This window comes from Winogradskyella eximia, from assembly GCF_003386165.1.
Taxonomy (GTDB): Bacteria; Bacteroidota; Bacteroidia; order Flavobacteriales; family Flavobacteriaceae; genus Winogradskyella; species Winogradskyella eximia.
In genome coordinates this window covers 89,518-114,730 of the sequence record NZ_QRDV01000004.1, presented here as the reverse complement: position 1 = coordinate 114,730, position 25,213 = coordinate 89,518, and the positions used below count along the sequence as shown (strand labels likewise).

The window sequence follows — 25,213 nt, the reverse complement described above, 5'->3', positions numbered from 1 at the left end:
ATGTTCTTATAAATACATTTTCATATTTGTTAGATTTTGAATAAATACTGACACAATTTCTGCAAACACATAGAAAACAAGATTGGTATGGCATTTGCATTACTATTTTTAGTAATTTTGCAGACCTTGAAATTATATTACTGTTTCTTGGTTTGATGCGTTAGGGATTGTAGCAATATCCTTTTGCTTTTTGAGGTAAAAGATATAGCGAAAAGCCCAACCTAATAAGGTAACGCCCAAAATATTATTATCATTTAAAAATGGGGTCGACTGGTTTTGACAGCGAGATTAATTAGATGGTAAGCACGTCGTGTAATGGCATTGAGACACGTAAAAGGCTAGACCAAATTTTAAACGGCGAGAATAACTACGCTTTAGCTGCATAATCTGAATTATAGTAAGATTCGTGCTCATTCCTACTAGGTAGGAAGGCTAAATGTCTCCAGAAAGCCTTGGTTAATGGCGTTCTTTTTTGAGGCATCGTAAAAATTGACTAAGATTAGGTAGTGCTTTGATGCCTTTTCGAGATTAAGAAGCTAAGCTAAAAGTGGGTTGTCTTTAACCAGCTTTTAGTCAAAAATCCAAGAAAAGAATAAACGTGTAGAAAGCCTTTTGGTTACTTGTTTGGACGAGAGTTCGATTCTCTCCGACTCCACAATTAAGCGTAACTTCGTTACGTTTTAGAACAACAAAGTGCAACAAGTTTACTTGATTGCACTTTGTTGTTTTAAAACATCTGGACTGAAAGGACAGGAAGTTACATTTACAGGATGGGACTCACTAGAGAACAACGAAGTTAATCTCTCCGACTCCACTTAAAAGCCTTAATCATTTAAATGATTAGGGCTTTTTTTTTGTAATCTCTAGAAATCCCAAAAAAGTTTTTTTTTCATTAAATTACACAAGTAATGCGATTAAAAACAAATTGCATCAGCCTTCATTTATAAAAAATGATAGTAAATATCTTTTTACACGACTATTAAAACAATGTAAATTTGTAATATGAAAGAAAAGCTTTTACTCGATGTTGAAACATATGTAGCGGATTTGCTAAATAAACAGTTGGCTTCAACAAACTATTATCACAACACCATTCATACAAGACAAGTTGTTGCTTATATTTTAGAATTAGCGCATACAGAAGATTGTACGGAAGAAGAAACTTTAACGTTGTTGCTTGCTGGCTGGTTTCATGATACTGGATTTATTAATACAGACAATGGCCATGAAGAAGAAAGTGTTAAGATTGCGCGTGCTTATTTAAGCCAAGAAAACATATCTGAAGACACACTAAACCAAATTGAGCAATTAATTTTAGCTACAAAAAGCGAGGTTGCACCCAACAACAAATTAGAATCTATTATAAAAGATGCCGACTGTGGACATATTGCTTCTGATAAATTCTTAGACATTTCTGAAAATTTATTACAGGAAATGAACGCTAAAAATGCTAGTAATTTTTCTGAACTAGAATGGGCTAAACAAAATCTAGTATTTCTTAAAAATCATTCGTTTTATACTGATTCAGCAAAAAGGAATTGGCAACCTAAAAAAGAGGTTCTTCAGTTAGAAATTCAAAAAAAAATAGATAAACTAATTACTAAAGCCAATAAAAAAAGCAAAAAAACGAAGTTTGGCAGAGGTGTAGAAACGATGTATCGCGTACAGTTAAAAAACCATATAGAATTAAGTGCTATTGCAGATACAAAAGCAAACATACTGCTCTCTGTAAACGCCATAATTATTTCTATCGCCTTGTCTAATTTAATTCCAAAACTAGACAACCCATCAAATTTATTTTTAGTCTATCCCACTTTAATTTTAATGCTTTTTAGTGTGGCATCCGTTGTACTATCTGTATTATCTACGCGACCTAAAATATCTAATGTAGCCATTACAAAGGAAATGATTAAGGAGAAAAAAACTAATATTCTATTTTTTGGTAATTTTAGTAAAATGAGTTTGAAAGATTTTGAATGGGGAATCGACTACTTAATGGATAACGAAGACACTTTGTATAATTCACTTACTAAAGATTTATACTATTTAGGTTTAGTGCTTAATAGAAAATACAAATTACTTAGAATCACTTATACTGTTTTTATGTTCGGCATTATTATTTCGGCCGCAGCATTTATATACAGTTACTACATCAATATGCCTGCTTAATATATCTTAAAAAGCAAAAAAATGAAAAATAAAAATACAGGACCCTTTAAAATAATTATATCATTGCGCTTATTAAAGGAGAAGTTTGAACGTTTATTAGATTCCAATAATATTGCTGTTCAAACGCAAGCCAAACAAGCTTTAGAGTTATTTGACAAGCACTCGATTTTGTTAACCGGAACTGATTCAGTTGAAGATTTCCTCAATAACAAACCAGTTATAGATCAGTTAATGTCTTACATTTTTCCAACTGCCCTAACTGAGAATGAAATAAAAGGAGCTGTTACTCCCTATTCTAATGATGTATTTTTTTGCAGTTCTAGACTAGAGGACATTATAATTAATTCAACCATCACAGATAATATTTTTAATGATCTCTATAAAGATTATGAAGATTCTTTTGATTTGCTCACATATGCTATAATACTAAATATTCATTATAAATTTGATGTAGATTTTGAACGACCTAAAACCGTATCCATTACTAATAAAAATGGTGAGAAAAAGCGGTATCGCGTTGTTTTTAATGCCGACTTCTTAGACATCTACCCAAACAAAAGTGCTATTGAAATTACTGATGATATTTTAGATGAGTTACTAAGAAATGCAAACAATATTGAAATTTGGAAAAAATATTTCCCAAAAGATTCATGGACCATTGAAGGCTTCGGCATAATTACTCTAATTGACACATCATTAGACGAACGAATAGATGACTTTAAAACCCACTTAATAGAACCTAATAACGAAAGTTTTCAATATTTAATTGAAGACATAAGACGCATATTTAACAATCCAGATCTACAACTAGGAAGCTATAATGTGGAGCATAATAGAATTATACCTCCTTTTAATAGAAACTTCGATATGTTAACTCTGTTACCAGAGGATGACATATGTACCGATGAATATGCTTGTACTTACATAAAAGATACGCTATTTAAAGATTGTAAACCTGTAATTATTTCTAATGTAGAAACCTACCATAAACGAAGCAAAGGCAACAGATTAAGTGAAATTCTATTGCAAAAAGGGTTAAAAAGTGTGGCTTTAATTCCCATCCCTATTAACGGTGAATTAGGTTTTATTTTAGAGCTAGCATCTTTTAAACCAAACCAACTTAACGCCATTAATATGGTTAAGTTAGATACCATTATGCCGTTTATTTTAAGTTATTCTAAACGAACATTTTCAGAGTATCAAAATGAAATAAGTGCCATAATACAGCAAGAGTGTACAGCTATACATCCTTCAGTACAATGGCGTTTTGAAGAAGAAGCTAACCAATACCTCCAAGAACGCAACTACGGAGAAAACCCTGTTTTTCATGAAATTGTTTTCAAAGATGTCGTTCCTCTTTTTGGGCAAGTAGATGTCGTTGGCTCATCTAATGCTAGAAACGAGGCTATTAGAATAGATCTGACCAAGCAGCTAGAAATAAGTAAAGCCATACTTAAAAATAGAATTAAAATAAATCTACCTTTTTACGAACAGTTAATTTTTCAAATTGACAAATATTTATTTGAATTAAACGAAAACTTCCACACCAATTCTGAGCAAGAAATTAATATATTTTTTGAGAAGCAGCTCTTTCCTTTATTCAAACATTTTCAAAGTAATTCTAAAAACAGTAATGATGTAGATGAATTTATTAACACCATAGATAACACAACAAGTAGTATTTATGATGCCAGAAAAAAATACGACAAAACCATTGAAAAAGGGAACAAAGCATTGTCTACATTTTTAGACAAACAGCAACTAAAGGCTCAAGAAATCTTCCCTCATTATTTTGAGAAATTTAAAACAGATGGTATTGAACACAATTTATACATTGGGCAATCTATTACAAAGTATTTAAATTATCATCCAACTGTTTTATACAACTTGCGCTTGTGGCAGCTTCAGGTTACCTGCGAAATGGAGGCTATGTATTACGAAAAACAAAAAGAATTTCCGTTACAATTAGAAGTCGCGTCGTTAATTTTGGCTTATGATATTCCTATTACAATTCGCTATCGTATAGATGAAAAACAATTTGATGTAGATGGCGCATATAATGTTCGTTACGAAATGATAAAAAAACGAATCGATAAAGCCTTTATTAAAAACACAAATGAGCGTTTAACACAACCACATAAACTTGCTGTAGTCTACTCTAGCAATGCTATAGAAAAAGAATACTTAGCTTATTTTGAGTTTTTACAAGCCAAAAATTATATCGGAAGTACTATAGAAATACTAGAGTTAGAAGAGCTTCAAGGTGCAAGTGGTATAAAAGCGCTTAGAGTAGACATCAATCAATCACTTCAAAAGGTATCAGATATTTTTACCATAGAAGATTTACAAGCTGTGCAATAAGAAAGAATCTATGAAGGTAAAATTATTAATTAGTTTAGTTATAATCACATTTATAGCTAGTGGTTGTGCCACTTACAATCCCTACAATGCAAATGTTATAGACAAACAGCTTGAAGGTATAAATAACAAAACAACCAATATTTTTTTAATTGGTGATGCAGGTAAGCCTGAAGAAGACGGAACAGCACCAAAAGCATTAGTTAAACTACAAAATCAATTTAACAAAGCAGATGAAAATGATTTGCTTTTGTTTCTTGGAGATAACATCTATCCTAAAGGTATTCCTCTAAAAGATGACGAAGCTATTAAGGCTGCAAAAAAAGCGCTTACCCTTCAATTAGAAGTGGCTAAAACATTTCCTGGTAAAGTTTTATTTATTCCAGGAAATCATGATTGGTATAGTGGCTTAAAAGGTTTAAAGCAACAAGAAAAAATGGTTGAAGAAGCTCTAGGCAAAAACACGTTTCAACCAGAAAATGGCTGCCCTATTGAGAAAATAAATCTTAATGATGATACCGTTTTATTAATTGTAGATTCTCAATGGTATATTACCAATTGGAATAATCACCCAACAATTAACGACGATTGTGAACTAAAAACGAGAGCCGATTTTTTAGACGAATTTAGGAGTGAAATAAAGAAAGCAAGAGGAAAAGTCACTTTAGTCGCCATACATCATCCTATGTATAGTAATGGTCCACACAATGGACGTTATGGAGTTAAGGAAAACATGAAACCATTACCTATTATAGGCACTATTAAAAATGTATTAAGAACAACAACTGGCGTGGTTAACGCTGACTTATCTAATCCATTCTATAATGAATTAAGAAAAAACCTCATCGTAGCTGCCCAACAGAATGAAAATGTCATTTTTCTTTCTGGACACGAACATAACTTACAATATTTAGAGGCTGATAATATTGTTCAGATAATTAGTGGTTCTGGTTCCAAGACAACTCCTATAAGAATGCGTAATCCAAACAATTATGGACATTCAGTTTCTGGCTACGCCTTATTAAATATAGATAAAAACAAAGCTGTAGATGTTCAGTTTTTTAATTCAAATTCAGATCAAGTTGAATTTTATAAGCAAATAAAAAAACCAACAAGCATTACTGAAGTTGCATATCCCAAACTAAATTTAGATTCTATAAGTGCCTCCATTTATAACAAAAAGGACACCGATAAATCTGGCTTTTATAAATTTCTTTGGGGACAGAGATATCGCGACGATTATAGTAAAGATGTTAAGGCTAAAGTTGTTGACCTAGATACTTTAATGGGAGGATTAGAACCGCTTAGAAAAGGAGGAGGTACGCAATCTAAGACACTACATTTAAAAGCTTCAAATGGAAAACGATATGTAATGCGTGCAATGAAAAAACAAGCAGACCAATTTTTGCAAGCTGCAATTTTTAAAGATCAATATGTAGAAGGTCAGTTTACAGAAACAGCCTCAGAAGCTTTATTAGAAGATGTTTTTTCAGGGTCGTATCCATATGCACCTTTTACAATAGCCACTTTATCAGATGCTATAAATCTGCCACATCTAAATCCTAAACTATATTATGTACCTAAACAAAATGCCTTAGGACTATATAATGAAGATTTTGGTGATGAACTTTATCTCTTTGAAGAACATCCTTCTGATGGACACACAGAGTTGGCAACTGGAAAATTTACAGGAGAGATTGTCAGTACGGTAGACATGCTCAATGAAGTATTAAGTGATGAATCTAAAATTATAGATGAAAACGAATTTATAAAGGCAAGATTATTTGATATGCTAATTGGAGATGCAGATAGACATCAAGATCAATGGCGTTGGTTAGTATTTGAAAAAAACGGAAAAACAATTTATAAACCTTTACCTAGAGATAGAGATTTGGCTTTTTCTAAAATGTCTGATGGATTTTTATTTGGAGCTGGAGTAAAACTTATACCTGCTGCAAGAAAATTTAGAAAATATGAATCTGACCTAAAAGATGTAAAAGGATTTAATGTGTCTGGATTCCCTTTAGATGTTGCATTTATTACCGATTACAATAAGTTAGATTGGGATAAACAAGTACAGTCTATTCAATCTCAAATCACTGATGATGTTATAGATGAAGCTTTTAAAAACGTCCCAAAAGAGTTAGATTTTAAAACCGTTATTGAAATTAAAAATATTTTAAAAGAGAGACGATCTAATCTTCAGAATATTTCAGATAGATATGTAAAGTTAATTAGTAAATATGCCATTTTAACGGGTACTAATAAAGATGACTACATACATGTTAAGGCTCTAAAAAATGGCAATGTAGAAGTGTCAGTATATCGTAAAAAAGATGGCACATATAAAGACCGATTTCATCATAAAATTTATGAACCTAAAACAACAAAAGAGATCTGGATCTATGGTTTAGATGATGAAGACAGTTTTGAAGTTGAAGGAAAGGTTTCTAAAATCAAAGTACGTTTTATTGGTGGTCAGAATAATGACGACTATAAAGTAGAACATGGTAAGAACATTGTCATTTACGATTACAAATCAAAGAAAAACGATTTAAAGCATGCTCAAAAAGCAAGAATTAAATTAACAGATGATTATAATACTAACGTTTACGATTATCGAAAAATAAAAAATAACATCAACCAAATCATTCCAACATTAGGAGCTAATCCTGATGATGGACTAAAATTAGGTTTTACAGACACTTATACAGTTTATGGATTTGAACGAAACCCGTTTACATCACAACATCAATTCAAAACCGCATATTATTTTGCAACCAATGGTTTTGAATTAAACTATAATGGTGAATTTGCTAATGTTATTGGAAATTTAAATTTTGGATTTGAGTCTCATTTTCAAAGCCCTAACTACAGTGTCAATTTCTTTGGATATGGTAATGAGACTGAAAATTCTGATGACGATTTAGGCATGGATTACAATAGAGTAAAAACTAGAATTCTTCGTTTTACACCTCAACTTATTTGGAATTCTAAACGCGGAAGTCTTATTAATTTTGGCATAAGTTATGAAGTCAATGAAATTCAGAATAGTAGTAATAGGTATGTTTCAGATAACACCTTATTACCTAATTATGTGTTTGATGAAGAGTATTTTGCTGGTGTAAATGCAAAATATACTTATTCTAATTATGACAAAAAAGCCTATCCAACTAATGGTATGACATTCTCTATTGAAACAGGTTATAAAGATAATTTAGAAGTAAGCAATCGTAGTTTTGGATATCTCATTACAGATTTAGGATTTGCAAGAAAACTAAACCAATCTGGACGATTAGTTTTGGCAACTAAATTAAAAATCCATTTAAATTTTGGTGATGGCTTTGAGTTTTACCAAGCCGCTTCAATTGGAGGTCTAGATGGATTACGAGGCTACAGAAACCAACGTTTTACAGGTAAGAATGCATTTTACCAAAATACAGATTTGAGATATAGTTTTAATAACATGAAAACAAGACTAATTCCTATTAAACTAGGAGTTTTTGGAGGCTTCGATTATGGACGAGTTTGGATTGAAGATGATCAATCAGAAAAATGGCATAACGCTTATGGTGGTGGATTTTTTATTAATGCTATAGATTTATTATCTGCAAATTTAGGCGTATTTAATTCTTCGGACGGAGCAAGAGTAGCCTTTGGAATGGGCTTTGGTTTCTAAACTAAGAGGCGTAAATAAAATTTACGCCTCTTTAATTCATCTCAAATATTTCAACTTTTAACTCTTTCTAAATTCAGAAAAACCAATCGAAATATTCTTATTTATAGGTAACAAGAACATCTGCTACCTTTTGCAAATCTGATTCTACAATTTCAGTTTTTGGTGCTAATGGAAATAATTGTTGTCCAGGTCTGCTGATAAATGCAGCTCTCCAACCAGCCCAAACAGCTCCAGCAACATCCCAACCATGAGCAGCAATAAGCATGCACTCTTCTGATTTTACACCCATTTTACGTGCTGCCCAAGCGTACGTATCTGTGAAAGGCTTAAATTTTCCAACGTCTTCTACACTTAAACGTTCTTCAAAATAGTCCGTTAATCCAGCACTTTCAAATTGTTTTTTTACACCTTCATTAGATGAGTTGGTAAACGACACCAATTTGTAACCCTCTTTTTTTAGTTGAGCCAATGCTACTTTTACTTCTGGATGTGCAGGTAAGCCTCTCAAAGAATTTACAATGACGTTTCTGGCTTCTTTTTCAGAAATTGAAAAGCCATTATTTGCCGCAACCATTTGTAAAGCTGCTGCTCCAATATTCCCAAAGTGCTCGTATTGTCCACTAGCTGTTGTTACTAATGAATATTGTAACATCGTCGTAAACCAAAGCGATAGTAAATCCTCTCTACCATTTAATGCTTTACCAACTTGCTTTTTCATCTGGGTGAGATCTAAAAGTGTTTCGTTAACATCAAAAAATAATACTTTAGGTCGTGTTGTGTTTGTCATAATGTTTTTATTTTCCTGTGTGTTTCCTAATACTATATTTGGCATCAATAGTCCTGTTGTTCCCATAATACCTAAATTTTTAATAAAATTCCGTCTGTTGTTTTTCATTATAAAATATTCTTGTTTTTATTAAAATATAAGTTAACTACTAACTACTGCCGAATTACATTGATTTCTGTTCAGCAATTAACTCAGAAAGCACTTGTTTAAATGTATCTACAGGTTGCGCGCCTGTAACGGCACTTTTTCTGTTAAATACAATTGTGGGCACAGAGTTAACTCCCAAATTTTTCCAATAATTCTGTTTGTTTCTTACCTCTAAACACGCTTCGTCATTATCTAATTTAGCTAAGGCTTCGTCTGCATTTAAACCCACTTCTAAAAGGGCTTCTTTTAATACCTCTTTTTTAGAGACATCTTTGCGGTCACTAAAAAAAGCTTTTGTTAATTGCATTTTGAGTTCGGTTTGCTTATTAAAATCTTTAGCATAATCTAATAAAATATGAGCATCAAAGGTATTTACCATGCGCATCTCATCAAAATAATCGAATTTAAAACCCAGTTCATCACCAGCATCAATCATATGCTGTTGTGATGCTTTTTGTTGTTCTAAAGTAGATCCATATTTTTCTGTAATGTGTTCTATCACATTCTGGCCTTCAGCTGGCATATTCGGATTCAATTCAAAGGGTTGCCATTCTATATCTATTTGATCTTCTATACCTAATTCTGAAATCGCTTTTTCTAGACGTTTGTAACCAATGGTACACCATGGACACACAACATCTGAAACGATATCTATTTTTAATTTCTCTTTCATATTAAAACGTTATTAATTCGCTAATTTGTAATTCTGCCTGCACATTACTGTAGTTTTCTACATCAGCAGCAAAGGTTGCCGCGTGAGGACCAAAAGCCTCTTGAAAAGAAGCGACATCATCAAATAATAAATGTGCCATGGCTACATAAGGAGCAGATTCACTTGGAACTCTGCTTGCGATACCTAAATCTAATTCTAATCGTTTTAAGGCGCTACCAACTAGTCTTACTACCATGGGTAAATGCTTATTCTGGTAATAGTCTGTATCAAACTGTAGATCTTTACTATTTGGATACATTACAGAAACTTTAATCATAATTATATTTTTTAAAGATTAATAAACCTTCCGAATGCACGGAAGGTTTATAACTATCAATCAACTTGTGGTTTATAGGGATTATTTAACCACACTTTCTTTAGACCATGCAAACTTTTTAAACCCAGCATCTACAGGTGTATTTGCAATATGGTTTACATAGTTACTTATTGTTTTTTGAGACAATCCTAAAATAATTTCTAATACTTGAGCTTCACCATAACCAGCAGCATAAAATGCATCTAAATCGTCTTGGGTTACATGACCACGATTTCTAACAATAGTTAATGTCATAGTACGTAAAGCTTCTAATTTTAAACTTTCAAGAGGTGTTTCGTTACGTAAAGCTTCTGTAATAGCATCATCAACTTTCATCATTTTTGCGATACCTGTGTGTGCAGGAACACAATAGTGACAAGCGTGCTCTACATTGATGGTTTGCCAAACAACCGTTAATTCTTCTTCGTTAAATGAAGAATCTACAAATAGCTGATGTAAGGCTTGGTAAGCTTCTAATATTTTTGGTGCGCCAGCTAATACTCCATGCAAACCAGGAATCATTCCATAAGCTTTTTGAGAATTCTCTAATAATGCTTTACTGCCTTCTGGTGCTGTTTCAATATTGTGAATTTTTAAAGTTGTCATAATTTTTCTTTTTATTATTTATTATTGTTAATTTTATCTAAACGCTCGTTTAGATATTGTGTAAAAAAAAGGGTTATAGATTTTTAAACGTCATTTCAATGTAATCTTCAATTTCTTGCTGTGTATTAACTCTTGCAGCAGCGGCTAAACCATGTTTTGCTAAGAGTAAATAATTAGCTTGTTTTAAAACGGTGTCTTCATCTTTTGAAGGATCCATTTCTAATTTTTCTATTATAATGGATTTTAAATTCTCCATAAAAGAAGTCATTTGTTCTTTTATAAGTTGGTCCTCATTTTCTGAAAACTCATTATATGTATTGGTAACAAAACAGCCTTTTTGGTTTCCTAATTTAAAATTAGAACTTATGGAATCGTAAAAAAACTGTTTAATGTCTTCAACTCCATTGGTACCGTTTTTAAATTTTACTAAAGTCGCACTGACTTTAGATTTGTATTGCTTTAAACTTTCTAAAAACAAACCGTGCTTATTGCCAAAACTAGAATATATTGAAAACTTGTTAATGCCCATTTCTTTTTCGAGCATTTGCATAGATGTCGCTTCATAACCATTTTTCCAAAAAAGGTTCATGGCTTTTTCTACGACTTCGTCTTCATTATATTGTTTTTTTCTTGCCATTATTTCTAACTACAGGACAAAACTAAACAATCGGTTAGAAATATAAAACTGTTTTAACTTTTATTTGGCTTATTGCCTAATATACGCACGTAAAAAACCGTATTAAATTACCAATTACCATTAGTAAAACAGACTAAAACTATACATGATGTTTAGGAATCTTTACAATAACCGAACGTTCGCAGAAAAAGATTGCATTTAAAATTTATAGTTGAAACCAAACAGATAATCTCCATCTTCACTATTAAAAGTTAGTTCCAGATGTTCTTTTTGATACTCTGTTGTAAAAAGATAAGAGCTCCCAATACCAATTACTGCACCAACAAAAACATCCCAACCATCATGTTTTTTAGCATTAATTCTACTGAAACCAGTAAATCCAGCCAAAGCGTATGCTGGTATGCTATATTTAAATCCATAGCGCTTGTGAATAAAAGCCGCACTTTGAAACGTTGTGGAAGTATGTCCGGATGGAAAAGAATGTTCATTACTCTTGTCTGGACGCTCTTTATCTATGCTGTACTTTAAACCATAGGTTAGTGCTTCTGTTAACAATAGGCCTTTTGTAAATTGCCAGCTTCCTTTTGTATCTCCAATTATAAATGTCGTTGCTAAAGTTGTTACTGGCAGAGCGAATAAAATTACATCACCAGCATCTTTAACCGTTTTGTTTTGTGCAGATAAATTTGAAAAATTATAAAAATATAATAACAAAAAAAGCGTTATTACATTGCAACTGATGTGCTTATTCATTTAAATTATTGTTTCACTTTTTCAAGAAACGTGATATTAAAAATAATATTTCATTGTAACACTAAATAATCTTTTTACTAAATGTGAAACGTTATTGATGTTATAATCAATTAGATGAACACCCTTAACTTTTCTAGATTTAATTCTGTTTACAACACATAATTTACAAATATCTCATCTAATGTTTTTTGTGGATCATTACTTAAACCAGGATGTGTTTTAGAGCTTTGGATAATAGTACTTCTGCAAGCTGTTAACCATCTAAATCTATCAGACAACTCAAACGTTCCTATTTTTCCTCCATGAGGATCTCCATCACAAATAAGTTTCCATGCATTTAAATAATCTTCTAGCATTTCTAACTCAACATCAGTGGAAAAGGCTTTTAACTTGTCTTTATTAATATCATATTTTATTCCAAGAAATTTATTCCTTTTAGAAAATAGAATGACTCCAACATTAAAGAATTCTTCGCGCTCAACTCTAGGAACAACTCTAATTATTGCATACTCAAATGTTTGGCTATTTTGCATTTTCGGCTTCTTTTACTAATAAATCAATCTTCGAAAATCTTGTATTTATAAATTTCACATAAGCTGCTCTCATTTCAGTAGGAGTCATAGTATCAGATTCGCTTAGCAACCAATCTTCTGGTATATTTGAAACAATTTCTATTGTTTTATCTTGATTTAGTAATTGTTGAATTTCTTTTGAAGCCTCTTCTAATTTTGATGCGCTTTGCAAAAGTACATGGTCTTTTATAAGTGGAAACGTTCTAGTGAGGTGATTCTCCCAAGTCTTCCAATCATGATGAAAATAAAAGCTTGCACCATTATCTATAACCCAAAGTTCTTTATTCCATTGAAGTAAATTTGTGTTTTTTGTTGTTCTGTCAATATTACTAATTATACTATCTAGCAACACTACTTTTGATGCAGTTAAGGCGTCTATTTCACTCACTAAAGGATCGTAAGTAATGGCACCTGACAGAAAGTGCAAACCGAGATTTAAACCCACACTAAATTTGAGTAAATCTTGAATTTCTTCATCTGGCTCTGTTTTACTAAATGAATCATCAAGATTCATAAAAACCAATTCAGGAACTTTTAGGCCAATTGCTCTTGCAATTTCACCACCAAGAAACTCTGCTATCAATGCTTTTTTACCTTGTCCGGCTCCTCTAAACTTAATCACATACAAATAACCGTCATCTGCCTTAACTATAGCAGGAAGTGAACCTCCTTCTCGCAAAGGATACAAATATTGAATAACATTTACTGTTCGGATTTCAATTTTACTCATAAATACCCATACTAGTGATAATAAAATTAGTTCTTCTTAATAAAAAATAGCCATACTTAACTGTATTGAAGTTATTCTATAAAATACAAAACCATTTAAAATTTGAAAGCAAGTTAGCAAATAGTAAAACAAGAAGAATAAAGATTTAGTAAAAAAACCTTTATTAATAGCTAATCTTGCGCTTTCCTAAAGGCTTCCATCATTTCTATTGCAGATAAATGTGGTCTTCCTGTAACTGTTTCAAAATCTGAAGGCACATCATTTGCACCTTCTTTGATGCCTTCATAAATGCCTGCAATAACAGTTCCCATAAAATCACCTAAAGCTTCAGTTCTTTCTGCTTTGTATGCTTCAACAGATTCGTTTTTAAAAACTAAATTAGTATTAAAAACCGTATTAATATCTTCTGCAAGTTGCTTTTGTGTTATAGCATTTCCAACAAGATTATAAATATGATTATTATGTTTATCCTCAGTTAACATTTTAGCGTAAGCATAACCTAATTCTTCACGGCTTGTGTATGTGCATTTTCCTTCTGCAGCACAATTTCTTATTTCTCCTTCTTTTACATAGGTGTCTATGTATTCTAAATCTGGTTCTATATAAATGCCGTTTCTTCCAATAACCCATTCTAATCCTGAGTTTTGAATATCTTTTTCGGTTTGTCTATTGGTTTGTACAATTGGACTAAATGCATTGTTTTCTTCGGCTCCAACAATACTTGTGTACACTATTTTTTTAACACTATTTTGCTTTGCTGCTTCAATAACATTTCTATGTTGCACAATTCTCTTATCTGGTGTGTCCATTCCGGAAACCAATAAAACAGCATCTATTCCACTTAAAACGGCATCAAACTGTTCTCTACTGTTATAATCTCCTTTTCTTATTTCAACACCTAAATGCGCTGCTTTTTCTGGTGTACGTGCAATTCCTATTACATTATCCTTACCAATTAAATTCACAAGATGTTTCACTATGGAAGCGCCTAATTTTCCGCTTGCTGATGTTACTGCTATTTTCATGATAGTTGTTTTTAACAATTAATAATTTGCTCATACAAAGATGCCTGATTTTCTAAGAAAACTTAAGATGAATCTTAGCCAAAAAATGGTAAATGTATGCGCTAAGCTAGACAGTGTTTTATAGCTTCTTCTATTTGTACATCTGCCATATCTAATAGATTCTTATTCCCTTTTGGTTTCAAAATAGATAACTCTGTACAAGATAATACCACAGGATGTTGAGCTGTATAAGTATTTATTATACTATGATATTTTTCAATTAATTGGGCTGTCTCAGTTTCTCCGTAAATTTGCTTTCTCACAGTATCGATAATTAGCATATCCTCTTCAGAAGGCAATATGACTTCAATACCATTTGCTACAAATTGATTTTTAATATATGTAGCATTCATGCTGAATAAAGAACCAAATAAAACAACTTTAGTCCAATTGTTTTCTTTAATTCTTTTAATACTCAAATGAACAGGATGCAGTACGTTTTTGGTGATATTTAATCTATCTATAGTTTCGTGAAGTGTAATATTTGGAATTAAAACCTGCTGTATATGATACGTTTCTATTTCGCTTGTATAAACTCTTAACGCTGCATCTAATTCCTTTGAAGGGTTTGGTAATAAAGGATTAATAGCGTTAAAATCTATATTTAATAATACAAATGGACATGTGCTGTAACCACCTTTCGCTTCATTGTATAAACGATTCAATTCGCTCAAATAAAATAAGGTTGAACGACTCCCAAGTCCTAATACGGCAAGTTTTGTTTCTGGCATTTTAGTGTCTTGTCAAAATATAATCTGCAAAATAGGCTTTGCTATCCATTATTTTGGTGTCTAGCTTAAAATCTGTTTCTGCAATAATTTGTTCAATCAAAGCATCGTTATATTTTCTTGAAATTTCGGTGTGTATTTTTTCACCAGCCTCAAAATGATAAGACGCTCCAATAGATTTTATATGTACCGTTTGTTGGGTTGTACTAACAATAAAACTTTTCGCAATGCCATCATCTTCATTATATTCTGGTTGATGTTTGAACTGATTCAGGTTAAAATCACCTCCTAATTCATTATTGATTCGTTCTAATAAATTCAAGTTGAATTTTGCGGTAATTCCCTGATTATCATTGTAAGCAGGAAGCACAATATCCTTAGATTTTATTAAATCTACACCTAATAACAATTTATCACCAGGTTTTAGATTAGCGCCTAAATTATAGATGAATTGTGCGGCTTTTTCATCATTCATATTTCCAATATTAGACCCTAAAAACAAAATAACTTTCGGTTTGTTACTTTCTTTTAAAGACGCTAATACTTCAAAATAATCACCCTGTTGTGTTTTTACAGAAACGTTTGGTAAAACTTCCGATAAATCTTCCTTTAACAAACTCAATGCGTTTGCAGAGATATCAATTGGAAAATAATCGAAACTAAACTTTTGAGCATCTAATGCATTTAGAAGTTTTTTTGTTTTTAAACCATCACCTGCACCTAACTCAATGAGTTCAAAATAAGACTCTGGTTTTAACTGAAAAGCACTAATTAAATCTTGGGTTTTATTTTGAAAAATATCTAACTCACTACGTGTTAAATAATATTCAGGAAGATTCATTATTTCAACAAAAAGGGCATCACCAATTTTGTTGTAAAAATATTTTGAAGGTAGCGTTTTTGGATGGTTCTCTAATCCTTGTTTTACTTCTTTCTTAAACGTTTCAATCATCTATTTTACTAATCTTATTCCAGTAAATTGCCAGCTTTCTGTTGGGTTAAAAAAATTACGATATGTAGGTCTGCTGTGATTTTGAGATGTTGCCACAGATGCGCCTCGCAATACCATTTTATTACTCATAAATTTGCCGTTATACTCACCTACTGCTCCATTTGCTTTTTCAAAATTTGGGTATGGTAAATAGGCACTGTTTGTCCATTCCCAACGTTTTCCCCAATGTAGTTGCTGAGCAGCAATCTCCCATTCGAATTCTGTTGGCAATCGCATACCTTTCCACTCCGCATAGGCATTTGCTTCGTAATAATTGATATGACTTAATATCGCATTTTTGTCTACTTTTTGTAATCCTGAAAGGGAATAATAATGCCATTCTCCTTCAATATTATGCCAATATAATGGTGATTTTATATGATTTTTATTGACCCAAGACCAACCTTCATCTAACCAAAGATTAAAATCAGAATAGGCACCAGATGCCATAAACTCTAGATATTCTCCATTAGTCACCAAATGATTATTTATCTCAAAATCATCCACATATACTTTATGAACACCTAACTCGTTATCATAGCAAAAGTCATCTCCTTGGTGACCAATTTTATAAATGCCAGCTTTAATCTTGATGCTTTCGGTATTTGAATTTGTATCTTTTATAAGATTAAAATCTTCATCATACACAGGAAAAAGAGGATTGTGACCAAGCATGTACTTTATATCTGTCACCAATAATTCTTGATGTTGCTGCTCATGGTTTAAACCTAATGTTACTAATTCTATTATTTTAGTATCGGAAATAGCACTTAAAAGCTCTTGTATTTTAGCATCTACATAAGCTCTATATTCATAGATTTTATCTGTACTAGGTCGCGACATATTACCTCTATTGGTTTGCAATATGCGGTCTCCCACATTATTGTAATAGCTATTAAATAAAAAGTTAAAATCAGCATCAAAAGTTATATAATTCTGAACGTAATTTTTAAGAATAAAGGTTTCAAAAAACCAAGTTGTATGTGCTAAGTGCCATTTTGCCGGACTTGCAAATTGTACGACTTGAATCGAATAGTCTTCTATCTGTAAGGGTTTACAAATAGCTTCCGTTTGTTGTCGGATGTTTTTATATGTATGTATAATTTCTTTGGACAAAATAAATTGTTTAACTATTTATATTGATTAATTGCTTCTTTAAAAAAATCTACAGCATTAGCTTCTGTTACATTTAAAGCTGGTAAGATAGCACCTTTGAAGCCATCAGTCTTCCATTCTCCTTTTTTAAGGGGACTAAAATGAGATGGATTTATGGTGTTATTTTCTTTATAGCCACTGATGTATAAATAATGGTAGTCACTTAAGCTATCTGGTATAGCAAGTCCAAGTCCTAAATATATGTCGTTATTAAGTAATTGGCTGTAAATACCAGTATCAAAATGATGAGGCCATATCCTGATGTCTGCATTTTTACCAAAGTCTTTATTAATTTGCTCTAGACTTAACTGTGCCATAGTTCTCAATTGTACCAACTCTTGTAATTCTTCCGTACTTTTTAATTGAAAAACGTAAGAATTATTAATACTGTATGGTAAATCGTAATGTAAATTATACCTGTATTCTTTACCTAAATGTGCTTTTGAAGTATCTGCTAACCAACTTAAAACATCTTGATGCGTTGCACCATCTAAATCAAAAGAAACTGTTCCAGTTTTTGATTTCCACTGTAATGAAAAGTCGTTATAATTTAGACATAATTGGTCTCCATTTTCTGAGAGCACATGTGTTTCTAAAGTGCCATTTTTAATATTAAATCCTAAATTGGTATGGCTGTCATCAGCTTTTTTGTCAAGGAAACTAATTCCTGCTGCTGCTAAATATTGTGCAGCTAAATGCATTTGTTCTTTCATGGATTCTTAGTTTATTCCTGCGTAATTAATTCCTGTAAGTTTATGAATATCAACATCAAAAGTGGATAAATCATCGTGATTAAATTTATTGACATCATCATAACCACAAGCTCTTGCTACGACTTTAATTAAATCATTTGTAGCATCAAAAAAGTTATGTAATTGTTTTGCTGAAGAGTCTATAATTAATCGACTACGTAAAGATTCTTTTTGAGTTGCAATTCCCACAGGACAATTGTTACTTCCACAAGCGCGCATGCCTAAGCAACCAATAGCTTGTAAAGCAGAGTTTGAAACTGCAATGGCATCTGCACCAAGCATTAATGCTTTTGCAAAATCTTCTGCAACCCTTAATCCACCAGTAATTACTAGAGTAACATGGTTGGCTCCAACTTTATCTAAATATTTACGCGCTCTAGCTAATGCCGGAATTGTTGGCACATTTATATGGTCTCTTAAAATGGTTGGTGCAGAACCTGTTCCGCCACCACGACCATCGAGTATGATGTAATCCACACCAACATCGAGTGCAAATTGGATATCTTTTTCAATATGACTTGCTGCTATTTTGAATCCAATAGGAATTCCACCAGTTCTCTCACGAACTTGTTTCGCGAATTTTTTAAAATCATCTACACCATGAAAATTAGGAAACGTTGCTGGTGAGATAGCCGTTTCTCCTTCTTTTAATCCTCTTACTTCAGCAATTTCTTTACTTACTTTACTACCTGGTAAATGTCCTCCTGTGCCTGTTTTTGCACCTTGACCACCTTTAAAATGAAAGGCTTGAACATTATCTAACTTATCCCAAGAAAACCCAAATTGAGCGGATGCCAATTCATAAAAATATCTCGAATTATTAGCTTGTTCCTCAGGAAGCATGCCGCCTTCACCAGAACAAATACCTGTTCCTGCAAGTTCTGCACCTTTAGATAATGAGATTTTAGCTTCTCTAGATAGAGCACCAAAACTCATGTCACTAACAAATAAAGGAATATCTAATTCTAATGGTTTTTTAGCATTTGGACCAATAACTACTTTAGTTGCCACAGACTCTTCATCTAATAATGGACGAGTTGCTAATTGTGCTGGTAAAAACTGTATACTATCCCATTTAGGTAATGTATTTCTATCCACTCCCATGGAAGCAGAAAAACCATGATGGCCAAGGTTTTTAAGTCCGTTTTGGGCTAATTCTTTAATATAACCAGTATAAGGTTCTGTCTCTTCGGGATGTGTATCTGCATAAGCACCTAAGTAGGCGTCGCGATTAAAGGGTTGTGGATAATTAACTAAGTAAGCATCGATTTCAAACGCATCTACATATAAATCATCACCTTCAATTTTTGTTGAAAATTTATGAAGTACTTCTTTGTTATTGTATTCAGAAACACCAGAATCTACACGATAATCCCATCCATGAACACCACAAATTAGGTTGTGTCCATCAACATGTCCATCAGACATTAAAGCGCCTCGATGCAAACACCTTCCATAAAGTACAGAAATATCGTCATCGAACTTTACAATGACTAAATCTAAACCATTGACCAAAGCGTGTTCAGGCTCTTTATTTTTTAATTGACTTACTTTAAAAACTTTGGTTGGTTGTTTCATTTTTGAGCTTTTTTTGGTTTTTGATTCTCTTTAGGTCGAACCAATTTTAAAAAAATTACAGAAGCACAAAATATAAAAGTTAAGACTGACCAACTTGACTAAGAATTTGCAATTTTTTTGTTTTTTCTAAAAATAACGAATTTATTTTTTACAACCGGAATTCTTATAATGAAACCTAAACCAACAATTACAGCATAAATCATCCAAGTTTTATCTAAAATGGCAACATGAATTAGGCTTAATAAAACAGCAACATATGCAAAGCTTTGTAGTTTTTTCCAATTCTTTTTTAGTCGTTTCATAGATTTTCTATTAGACGTAAAAAGCAACGGAATTAATATTAATATAGCAATAAAACCTAGAACATAATTAACTTGTGAAAATGTTTCCAAAAAACCTTCAGCTGCAGTAAAAATAGCGAAATGAATTAAACTCCATATTGCCGTTGCAATTCCCATAGCTTGCCGCACAAAGAGGTTGTTAATTCCAAAAATAATAAAAACAGGTGTACATGTTAGTACAGCTGTCATCCATCTTATGGCAAATTCTCCAGAAACATGATATAACATCTCTACTGTTGTTTTGCCATTTCCCACTGCATTCTCTGCAAAGGAAACTGACAAGCCATTAGAGAAATCAACGTTTATCATTTTAAAAATGACCAATAAAGGTAAACTAGCTAAAATGGCAACAATTATCCAACCGAAATTCTTTTTTAGAAAATTCATAGTGTCTTATTTATACATGGTATTGTTATTATTAGACGTTTTTGGTATTTGCTGAATACTATCCCAATGCTCTACAATTTTTCCGTTTTCATCACATCTAAAAAAATCCATAGTAATATATTCATCATTATCTGGCCAAACTTGATGCGTATGCAATGCTACTAAATCACCTTCTGCAACGCTTCTTACAAAATCAATAGATTTTACAGGGAACTCCTTTTGCATTCTGTCAAAATAATCTATAAAAGCCTGTGAACCATCAGCAACCATTGGGTTGTGTTGTATATATGTTTCACCAACATATAATTCTACGGCTTTAGTTGGGTTGCCTTCATAAGCCATTTTGTAAAACGCAATGGCATTTTTTTTATTCAGTTCTGTATTCATACTGTTACGTTTTAGACTTTAATTCTTCTAATTCTTTTTCTAAAGCTTCGGCTTTTTCTTTAAACTTTTGCATTGCTTTTTTAAGTTGACCTACTTTTTTAAAAGCATCTTCATCTTGAACTGCGCTAAAAGTTTCTTTATCGTCTTTAACTTTGTATTTGGCTTTTGCTCCACAAGTTGGGCATATTTTTATATCTGACATATTTTGTTTGTTTTCAACAAAATTAAAGCAGCACAAAACTTAACTAAAGATAAATTTGAGTATAAAAATGGTATATATCGAACCTAAAAATCTAATTGTATGGTCTTTTTGAATTGATTTGGGGTAAATCCGGTATGTTTCTTAAAGTATTTTACAAAGTTAGTTGGTTCTTCAAAACCTAAAGAATAAGCTAATTCTGTACTTTTTAATTCCGAATTAATAAGTAACCGTTTGGCTTCTAATATTAAAAACTGGTCAATAAATTGTTTGGCAGTAATTGCAACAGTCTCTTTACAAATGGTATTGAGATGTTTGTAAGTAATGTTTAATTTTTCAGCATAAAAATCTGCATTTCTACTTTTACTAAAGTGAACTTCAAGTAATGTTTTAAAGCTTAAAAATGTGTTTAATTTATCTGAACGTTTAAGGTGAAAGGTTTGGTACTGCTTTAAGCGTTCTAACTTAGAAAAGATAATGGTATGCAACGCACTATACGTATTATCTTGATTATAATTTTCTTGAGAATTAGAATATTCTTCATCAAATAACCGAATATACGTCTCCACATTAGAATCTACAGGAACTTGAATAATTGGCGAAAATAACTGCGCGTTAAACAACCTATCAATTTCATTTTTTGGCAACGTGCTAATTTGCTTTTTTAAATACGCTTCCGTAAATAATATGATATATCCTTTTAGTTCTGGTGTAAACTGAAAGGCGTTAATTTGACCTTTAGAAATATGAATTAGCGTATTTTTTTTAACTGGATGCCAAACAAAATCTACCAAATGTTTACTCTCACCAGCAGTGTAAAATACAATCATATTAAATGTAACTTGATGTGCTTTTTCAGGATTATGACCTGTTTCATCTTTACGTTCAGCAAGATTTTCAATAGTTAAAATTTCTATTCCACTATTATCTGGTTTTTTAGAATCAAATTCAATATGTGGAATATCTTTTGCCATTATTTTTTGGTGTTTGGATTTTCTAAAGCTTTTCTAATATGTTCGCTATCCCAATGATTATCATAGTCTACAACACCACGTTTAAAATCTTCATTTAAGAATTTCTCTTGTTGCTCTAATTCTTTTTTAGCTTTAAAAATATAGTCATCTTCTCGTTTAGGCTCTGATGCTAATCGTCTTAAACTATCTTCATCATACTTAATAAAGTTCTGAACCTGTCTGGTTAGCGTGTATTTTCTGAAGCCCATTTTGCTCAACACATCTTTAGCTAAAGTTAAGGACGTTTCTAAAGATTCTCTATATATGTTTTGATGCCCTAAATTTAATAATTCGTAAGCATCATATCTATTTTTAGTCCGAATCATGAATTCTACATGCGGATATTTCTCCTTCACTATTTTACTTATCGCTTTTGAAACACTGAGTTTATTAGTTGCACAAATAATAATTTTGGCTTCCGCAATTCCGGCTGATTCTAATAAATCTAGTCGTGTGGCATCTCCATAATACACTTCAAACCCCATTTTTCTAAGGAAATCTACACGGTTGGAATCGTGGTCTAAAATAGTAGCTTCAACACCATGAGAGCGTAAAAAACGTCCAATTGTACTTCCAAAATGACCAAAACCAACGAGTATTATTTTTTGCGATTTAGCAATGTGGTCCATTGGTCGTTTTATGGATTCTTTGGTACCAATTTTAGGCAGTATTAAACGCTCGTTAATCATGCTAATAATTGGTGTTATCGACATTGACAATGCTGTAATTACGAGCATCATATCCATTTGTTCTTGCTCTAAAATATTCAATCCGAAAGCAAAAGACAGCAGTACAAAAGCGAATTCTCCTATTTGAGCTAAACTAAAGGTTAGCAATAATTTTTGGTCTAGTTTTAGTTTAAAAATATGACCAGTTATGAATAACACCACTGCTTTTAAAACAATAATGGCTAACAAAATACCACCAATAGTCAATGGACTTTTAGCGATAACAATAAAGTTAATTGAAGCACCAACAGCCATAAAGAACAAACCTAAAAGCAGATTTTTAAAAGGCTCTAAGGTACTTTCTAGTTCATGTTTAAATTCACTATTAGAAAGTACAACACCTCCTAAAAAGGCACCTAACGCAGGACTAATACCAACATATTCCATTAAGAATGAAATACCAAAAACGATTAACAAAGCAGCTGCGATTAACAACTCACGCACACCTGTTTTAGCCACTTTACGTAACATTGGTACAATTAAATAACGACCAGCTACAATGATTAACACCACTGATAAAATTATAGCTAAAGTTTGAAGACCTACTGGAAGATTTTCTAATAAGTTAGCATGCTCACTGTGATTTTTCGTGGATGTTTTATGTTCTGAATTAGCTAATAACGGAATAAAACCCAGCATAAAAATAACAATGATATCTTGAAACAATAAGATGGAAAACGAAGACGCACCAAATGTGGTATTCATCAATCCTTTTTCCTTTATGGTTTGCAATGCAATTGCGGTAGATGATAGTGCCACAGCCATCGAAATCACTAAAGCCACTTTCCAGTCGAAACCTAATGCAGCGAATAGAATATATGAGAGTAGCATGGTTCCTCCTACTTGTATACCTCCCATGCCTACAATGGTTTTTCGCATGTTCCAGAAGTTTTTTGGCTCAATTTCTAGTCCAATTAAAAACAGCATAACCACCACACCAAATTCGGCAAAGTGTAAAATATCTTGTCCTTCTTCTCCTATAAATCCGAGGACATAAGGCCCAATTAGCACACCTGCCAATAAATAACCAATAACAGAACTTAAGCCTAAACGTTTTGCTATAGAAACACAAATTATGGCTCCTGCTAAAAATACTATGGCTTCAAAAAGTATACTACCAGTCATAGTTTATGTTGCTTTAAGTTGAGGAATATCGTTTAAAAACGATTTGTTATCAAAATCATTAATAGATAAATCAGCTTGTAATAAGTCAATTAGTTTTCCATAGTTTTTTTTATAATCGTTTAAGTCTTCATCAGATAATGTATGCGTTCCCATAACAGCAAAAGGTGGAAAATAAGTCATACCACACAAAATTGCCGTTTGTTCAAAAGGCCTTAAAAATTGTCTAATAGTAAAGCTGTTATAACCTTCTGAGCAATAGACTTCTCTAGAACCTCCTGTAGTAATAACATTTAAGCATGTTTTATTTTGTAATGCATTACCTTCTGGACCGTAAGCCCAATTAAACTCTAACACCATATCCATCCATTGTTTCATTAAAGGTGGACAACTATACCAATAAAAAGGGTGATGCCAAATGATAATATCATGTTGGCTTAATAATTCCTTTTCTCTAACTACATCAATATGAAAATCGGGATATTCCTCGTACAAGTCATGAATCGTAACCTTTTCTTTACCTGTAATATGATTAATTAATGCCTGATTTACTCTAGATTTTTCAAATTTAGGATGCGAAAACAGAACGAGGATTTTTTTCATATGACTAAATTAGCAATAAATACATAAGTAATTAGAGCGCTTATTATTTTAAGCAATTATGAATTAAGTGATTAAATTAAAAGAAATTTTAATTCCTTGTATAATCATACCTGTACCGATAATAGCAATGATAAGTCCCATAATTTTTCCGATTACAGAAATAACATTATGACCCACTATTTTAACAATTAAATCACTTAATCTAAATGTAAAATAGGTCAACAAACTCATTGAACCAAATATAAGAATGACTAAAATGATATGAATTGTTTCAGCATTAGACACAAAATTCATTGCGGTAACAATAGTACCTGGTCCAGCTAATATTGGTATCGCTAATGGTGAAACTGCTATGTTTTCATCAATATGCACATTATCTAAAGATTTTACATTGGATTGCTTAGATTGAAGCATATCAAACCCTATAAAAAAGATTAAAATACCACCTGTAATCTTAAATGCAGGAATACTGATATTAAATAATTCGAAAATATATTTACCAAGAAGTACAAAAACAGCCACAATTACAAATGCTATAAGATTTGACCGCTTATTTATATCGTGTTTTGTTTTTACATCTGCGCCTTGCGTTAAGGACACAAAAACAGTCATATTTGATATAGGATTAGTTATAGCAAAAAAAGCAGTAAATACTGTAATTGAAAATGTAATTAAGTTATCCATTTAGTGGAAAATTTT

The 25,213-nt window shown here is 32.0% G+C and carries 24 protein-coding genes and 1 other RNA gene; 4 read left to right on the top strand and 21 right to left on the bottom strand.

Going from position 1 to position 25,213, the window contains the following annotated elements:
* The first annotated feature begins 262 nt into the window (after window positions 1-262).
* From ssrA to DFQ10_RS10230, 4 genes are all read left to right on the top strand, one after another.
* Window positions 263-658, top strand: a transfer-messenger RNA (tmRNA) gene (gene ssrA / locus DFQ10_RS10245).
* A 344-nt stretch (window positions 659-1,002) separates the two neighbouring features.
* Window positions 1,003-2,169, top strand: a complete 1,167-nt coding sequence (locus DFQ10_RS10240; protein ID WP_115817328.1) for a Pycsar system effector family protein — start codon at window positions 1,003-1,005, stop codon at window positions 2,167-2,169.
* Window positions 2,170-2,190: 21 nt separating this feature from the next.
* Window positions 2,191-4,530, top strand: coding sequence for a hypothetical protein (locus DFQ10_RS10235; protein ID WP_245940684.1), 2,340 nt, complete (start codon window positions 2,191-2,193; stop codon window positions 4,528-4,530).
* 10 nt (window positions 4,531-4,540) lie between these two features.
* Window positions 4,541-8,206, top strand: coding sequence for a metallophosphoesterase (locus DFQ10_RS10230; protein ID WP_115817327.1), 3,666 nt, complete (start codon window positions 4,541-4,543; stop codon window positions 8,204-8,206).
* 97 nt (window positions 8,207-8,303) lie between these two features.
* Here the strand turns inward: DFQ10_RS10230 and DFQ10_RS10225 are convergent, their stop codons facing one another.
* The 21 genes from DFQ10_RS10225 to DFQ10_RS10125 all read right to left on the bottom strand — a co-directional run bounded on the left by DFQ10_RS10225 (window position 8,304) and on the right by DFQ10_RS10125 (window position 25,198).
* The gene (locus DFQ10_RS10225) at window positions 8,304-9,101 is read right to left on the bottom strand and encodes a haloacid dehalogenase type II (protein ID WP_181897622.1); all 798 of its coding nucleotides are present in this window, start codon (window positions 9,099-9,101) and stop codon (window positions 8,304-8,306) included.
* A gap of 55 nt (window positions 9,102-9,156) precedes the next feature.
* Window positions 9,157-9,813, bottom strand: coding sequence for a DsbA family oxidoreductase (locus tag DFQ10_RS10220; protein ID WP_115817326.1), 657 nt, complete (start codon window positions 9,811-9,813; stop codon window positions 9,157-9,159).
* A gap of 1 nt (window position 9,814) precedes the next feature.
* The gene (locus DFQ10_RS10215; RefSeq protein WP_115817325.1) at window positions 9,815-10,129 is read right to left on the bottom strand and encodes an EthD family reductase; all 315 of its coding nucleotides are present in this window, start codon (window positions 10,127-10,129) and stop codon (window positions 9,815-9,817) included.
* Between the two features lie 81 nt (window positions 10,130-10,210).
* Window positions 10,211-10,774, bottom strand: a complete 564-nt coding sequence (locus tag DFQ10_RS10210; RefSeq protein WP_115817324.1) for a carboxymuconolactone decarboxylase family protein — start codon at window positions 10,772-10,774, stop codon at window positions 10,211-10,213.
* Between the two features lie 73 nt (window positions 10,775-10,847).
* Window positions 10,848-11,411 carry a TetR/AcrR family transcriptional regulator gene (locus DFQ10_RS10205; RefSeq protein WP_115817323.1) on the bottom strand — a complete coding sequence of 188 codons (564 nt, stop codon included), beginning with the start codon at window positions 11,409-11,411 and terminating at the stop codon, window positions 10,848-10,850.
* Between the two features lie 198 nt (window positions 11,412-11,609).
* On the bottom strand, window positions 11,610-12,164 hold the full coding sequence (locus DFQ10_RS10200) for a phosphatase PAP2 family protein (RefSeq protein WP_115817322.1): 555 nt from the start codon (window positions 12,162-12,164) through the stop codon (window positions 11,610-11,612).
* Window positions 12,165-12,313: 149 nt separating this feature from the next.
* A complete protein-coding gene (locus DFQ10_RS10195; RefSeq protein WP_115817321.1) occupies window positions 12,314-12,697 on the bottom strand; it encodes a DUF3037 domain-containing protein in 384 nt (127 codons plus the stop codon).
* Window positions 12,687-13,466 (bottom strand): HipA family kinase, encoded by a 780-nt coding sequence (locus tag DFQ10_RS10190; protein WP_115817320.1) that lies wholly within the window; start codon window positions 13,464-13,466, stop codon window positions 12,687-12,689. The genes DFQ10_RS10195 and DFQ10_RS10190 overlap by 11 nt, the downstream gene beginning before the upstream one ends.
* 170 nt (window positions 13,467-13,636) lie before the next feature.
* Window positions 13,637-14,491, bottom strand: coding sequence for an SDR family oxidoreductase (locus DFQ10_RS10185; RefSeq protein WP_115817319.1), 855 nt, complete (start codon window positions 14,489-14,491; stop codon window positions 13,637-13,639).
* A 101-nt stretch (window positions 14,492-14,592) separates the two neighbouring features.
* Window positions 14,593-15,261, bottom strand: a complete 669-nt coding sequence (locus DFQ10_RS10180) for an aspartate/glutamate racemase family protein (protein ID WP_115817318.1) — start codon at window positions 15,259-15,261, stop codon at window positions 14,593-14,595.
* Window position 15,262: 1 nt separating this feature from the next.
* Window positions 15,263-16,210, bottom strand: coding sequence for an L-histidine N(alpha)-methyltransferase (gene egtD, locus DFQ10_RS10175; protein ID WP_115817317.1), 948 nt, complete (start codon window positions 16,208-16,210; stop codon window positions 15,263-15,265).
* Window positions 16,211-17,368 (bottom strand): ergothioneine biosynthesis protein EgtB, encoded by a 1,158-nt coding sequence (gene egtB, locus DFQ10_RS10170; protein WP_115817316.1) that lies wholly within the window; start codon window positions 17,366-17,368, stop codon window positions 16,211-16,213.
* An 11-nt stretch (window positions 17,369-17,379) separates the two neighbouring features.
* Entirely contained in the window at window positions 17,380-18,117 is a 738-nt protein-coding gene (locus DFQ10_RS10165) for a hypothetical protein (RefSeq protein WP_115817315.1), read from the bottom strand.
* Between the two features lie 6 nt (window positions 18,118-18,123).
* Complete coding sequence (locus DFQ10_RS10160; protein ID WP_115817314.1) at window positions 18,124-19,734, bottom strand: glutamate synthase-related protein; 1,611 nt, start codon at window positions 19,732-19,734, stop codon at window positions 18,124-18,126.
* Between the two features lie 98 nt (window positions 19,735-19,832).
* Complete coding sequence (locus tag DFQ10_RS10155; protein ID WP_115817313.1) at window positions 19,833-20,462, bottom strand: ferric reductase-like transmembrane domain-containing protein; 630 nt, start codon at window positions 20,460-20,462, stop codon at window positions 19,833-19,835.
* A 6-nt stretch (window positions 20,463-20,468) separates the two neighbouring features.
* Entirely contained in the window at window positions 20,469-20,849 is a 381-nt protein-coding gene (locus tag DFQ10_RS10150) for a nuclear transport factor 2 family protein (RefSeq protein ID WP_115817312.1), read from the bottom strand.
* A 4-nt stretch (window positions 20,850-20,853) separates the two neighbouring features.
* On the bottom strand, window positions 20,854-21,051 hold the full coding sequence (locus DFQ10_RS10145) for a hypothetical protein (RefSeq protein WP_115817311.1): 198 nt from the start codon (window positions 21,049-21,051) through the stop codon (window positions 20,854-20,856).
* 83 nt (window positions 21,052-21,134) lie between these two features.
* Window positions 21,135-22,022: a helix-turn-helix domain-containing protein gene (locus DFQ10_RS10140; RefSeq protein WP_115817310.1), complete on the bottom strand. Its 888-nt coding sequence runs from the start codon at window positions 22,020-22,022 to the stop codon at window positions 21,135-21,137.
* On the bottom strand, window positions 22,022-23,914 hold the full coding sequence (locus tag DFQ10_RS10135) for a monovalent cation:proton antiporter-2 (CPA2) family protein (RefSeq protein ID WP_115817309.1): 1,893 nt from the start codon (window positions 23,912-23,914) through the stop codon (window positions 22,022-22,024). Before DFQ10_RS10135 ends, DFQ10_RS10140 begins: the two co-directional genes overlap by 1 nt.
* Window positions 23,915-23,917: 3 nt before the next feature.
* Window positions 23,918-24,514: a glutathione-regulated potassium-efflux system oxidoreductase KefF gene (gene kefF, locus DFQ10_RS10130; protein WP_115817308.1), complete on the bottom strand. Its 597-nt coding sequence runs from the start codon at window positions 24,512-24,514 to the stop codon at window positions 23,918-23,920.
* 63 nt (window positions 24,515-24,577) lie between these two features.
* Window positions 24,578-25,198 (bottom strand): MarC family protein, encoded by a 621-nt coding sequence (locus DFQ10_RS10125; RefSeq protein WP_115817307.1) that lies wholly within the window; start codon window positions 25,196-25,198, stop codon window positions 24,578-24,580.
* Window positions 25,199-25,213 lie beyond the last annotated feature (15 nt).

Bases quoted from the DNA above. Each gene is read 5' to 3' on its own strand.
- DFQ10_RS10230 (WP_115817327.1), top strand. From the start codon at position 4,541: ATGAAGGTAAAATTATTAATTAGTTTAGTTATAATCACATTTATAGCT.
- DFQ10_RS10215 (WP_115817325.1), bottom strand. From the start codon at position 10,129: ATGATTAAAGTTTCTGTAATGTATCCAAATAGTAAAGATCTACAGTTT.
- DFQ10_RS10185 (WP_115817319.1), bottom strand. From the start codon at position 14,491: ATGAAAATAGCAGTAACATCAGCAAGCGGAAAATTAGGCGCTTCCATA.
- DFQ10_RS10135 (WP_115817309.1), bottom strand. From the start codon at position 23,914: ATGACTGGTAGTATACTTTTTGAAGCCATAGTATTTTTAGCAGGAGCC.
- DFQ10_RS10225 (WP_181897622.1), bottom strand. From the start codon at position 9,101: ATGAAAAACAACAGACGGAATTTTATTAAAAATTTAGGTATTATGGGA.
- DFQ10_RS10180 (WP_115817318.1), bottom strand. From the start codon at position 15,261: ATGCCAGAAACAAAACTTGCCGTATTAGGACTTGGGAGTCGTTCAACC.
- DFQ10_RS10155 (WP_115817313.1), bottom strand. From the start codon at position 20,462: ATGAATTTTCTAAAAAAGAATTTCGGTTGGATAATTGTTGCCATTTTA.
- DFQ10_RS10220 (WP_115817326.1), bottom strand. From the start codon at position 9,813: ATGAAAGAGAAATTAAAAATAGATATCGTTTCAGATGTTGTGTGTCCA.
- DFQ10_RS10190 (WP_115817320.1), bottom strand. From the start codon at position 13,466: ATGAGTAAAATTGAAATCCGAACAGTAAATGTTATTCAATATTTGTAT.
- DFQ10_RS10140 (WP_115817310.1), bottom strand. From the start codon at position 22,022: ATGGCAAAAGATATTCCACATATTGAATTTGATTCTAAAAAACCAGAT.
- DFQ10_RS10160 (WP_115817314.1), bottom strand. From the start codon at position 19,734: ATGAAACAACCAACCAAAGTTTTTAAAGTAAGTCAATTAAAAAATAAA.
- DFQ10_RS10195 (WP_115817321.1), bottom strand. From the start codon at position 12,697: ATGCAAAATAGCCAAACATTTGAGTATGCAATAATTAGAGTTGTTCCT.
- DFQ10_RS10145 (WP_115817311.1), bottom strand. From the start codon at position 21,051: ATGTCAGATATAAAAATATGCCCAACTTGTGGAGCAAAAGCCAAATAC.
- DFQ10_RS10210 (WP_115817324.1), bottom strand. From the start codon at position 10,774: ATGACAACTTTAAAAATTCACAATATTGAAACAGCACCAGAAGGCAGT.
- DFQ10_RS10200 (WP_115817322.1), bottom strand. From the start codon at position 12,164: ATGAATAAGCACATCAGTTGCAATGTAATAACGCTTTTTTTGTTATTA.
- egtD (WP_115817317.1), bottom strand. From the start codon at position 16,210: ATGATTGAAACGTTTAAGAAAGAAGTAAAACAAGGATTAGAGAACCAT.
- DFQ10_RS10150 (WP_115817312.1), bottom strand. From the start codon at position 20,849: ATGAATACAGAACTGAATAAAAAAAATGCCATTGCGTTTTACAAAATG.
- DFQ10_RS10165 (WP_115817315.1), bottom strand. From the start codon at position 18,117: ATGAAAGAACAAATGCATTTAGCTGCACAATATTTAGCAGCAGCAGGA.
- DFQ10_RS10205 (WP_115817323.1), bottom strand. From the start codon at position 11,411: ATGGCAAGAAAAAAACAATATAATGAAGACGAAGTCGTAGAAAAAGCC.
- DFQ10_RS10235 (WP_245940684.1), top strand. From the start codon at position 2,191: ATGAAAAATAAAAATACAGGACCCTTTAAAATAATTATATCATTGCGC.
- kefF (WP_115817308.1), bottom strand. From the start codon at position 24,514: ATGAAAAAAATCCTCGTTCTGTTTTCGCATCCTAAATTTGAAAAATCT.
- DFQ10_RS10125 (WP_115817307.1), bottom strand. From the start codon at position 25,198: ATGGATAACTTAATTACATTTTCAATTACAGTATTTACTGCTTTTTTT.
- DFQ10_RS10240 (WP_115817328.1), top strand. From the start codon at position 1,003: ATGAAAGAAAAGCTTTTACTCGATGTTGAAACATATGTAGCGGATTTG.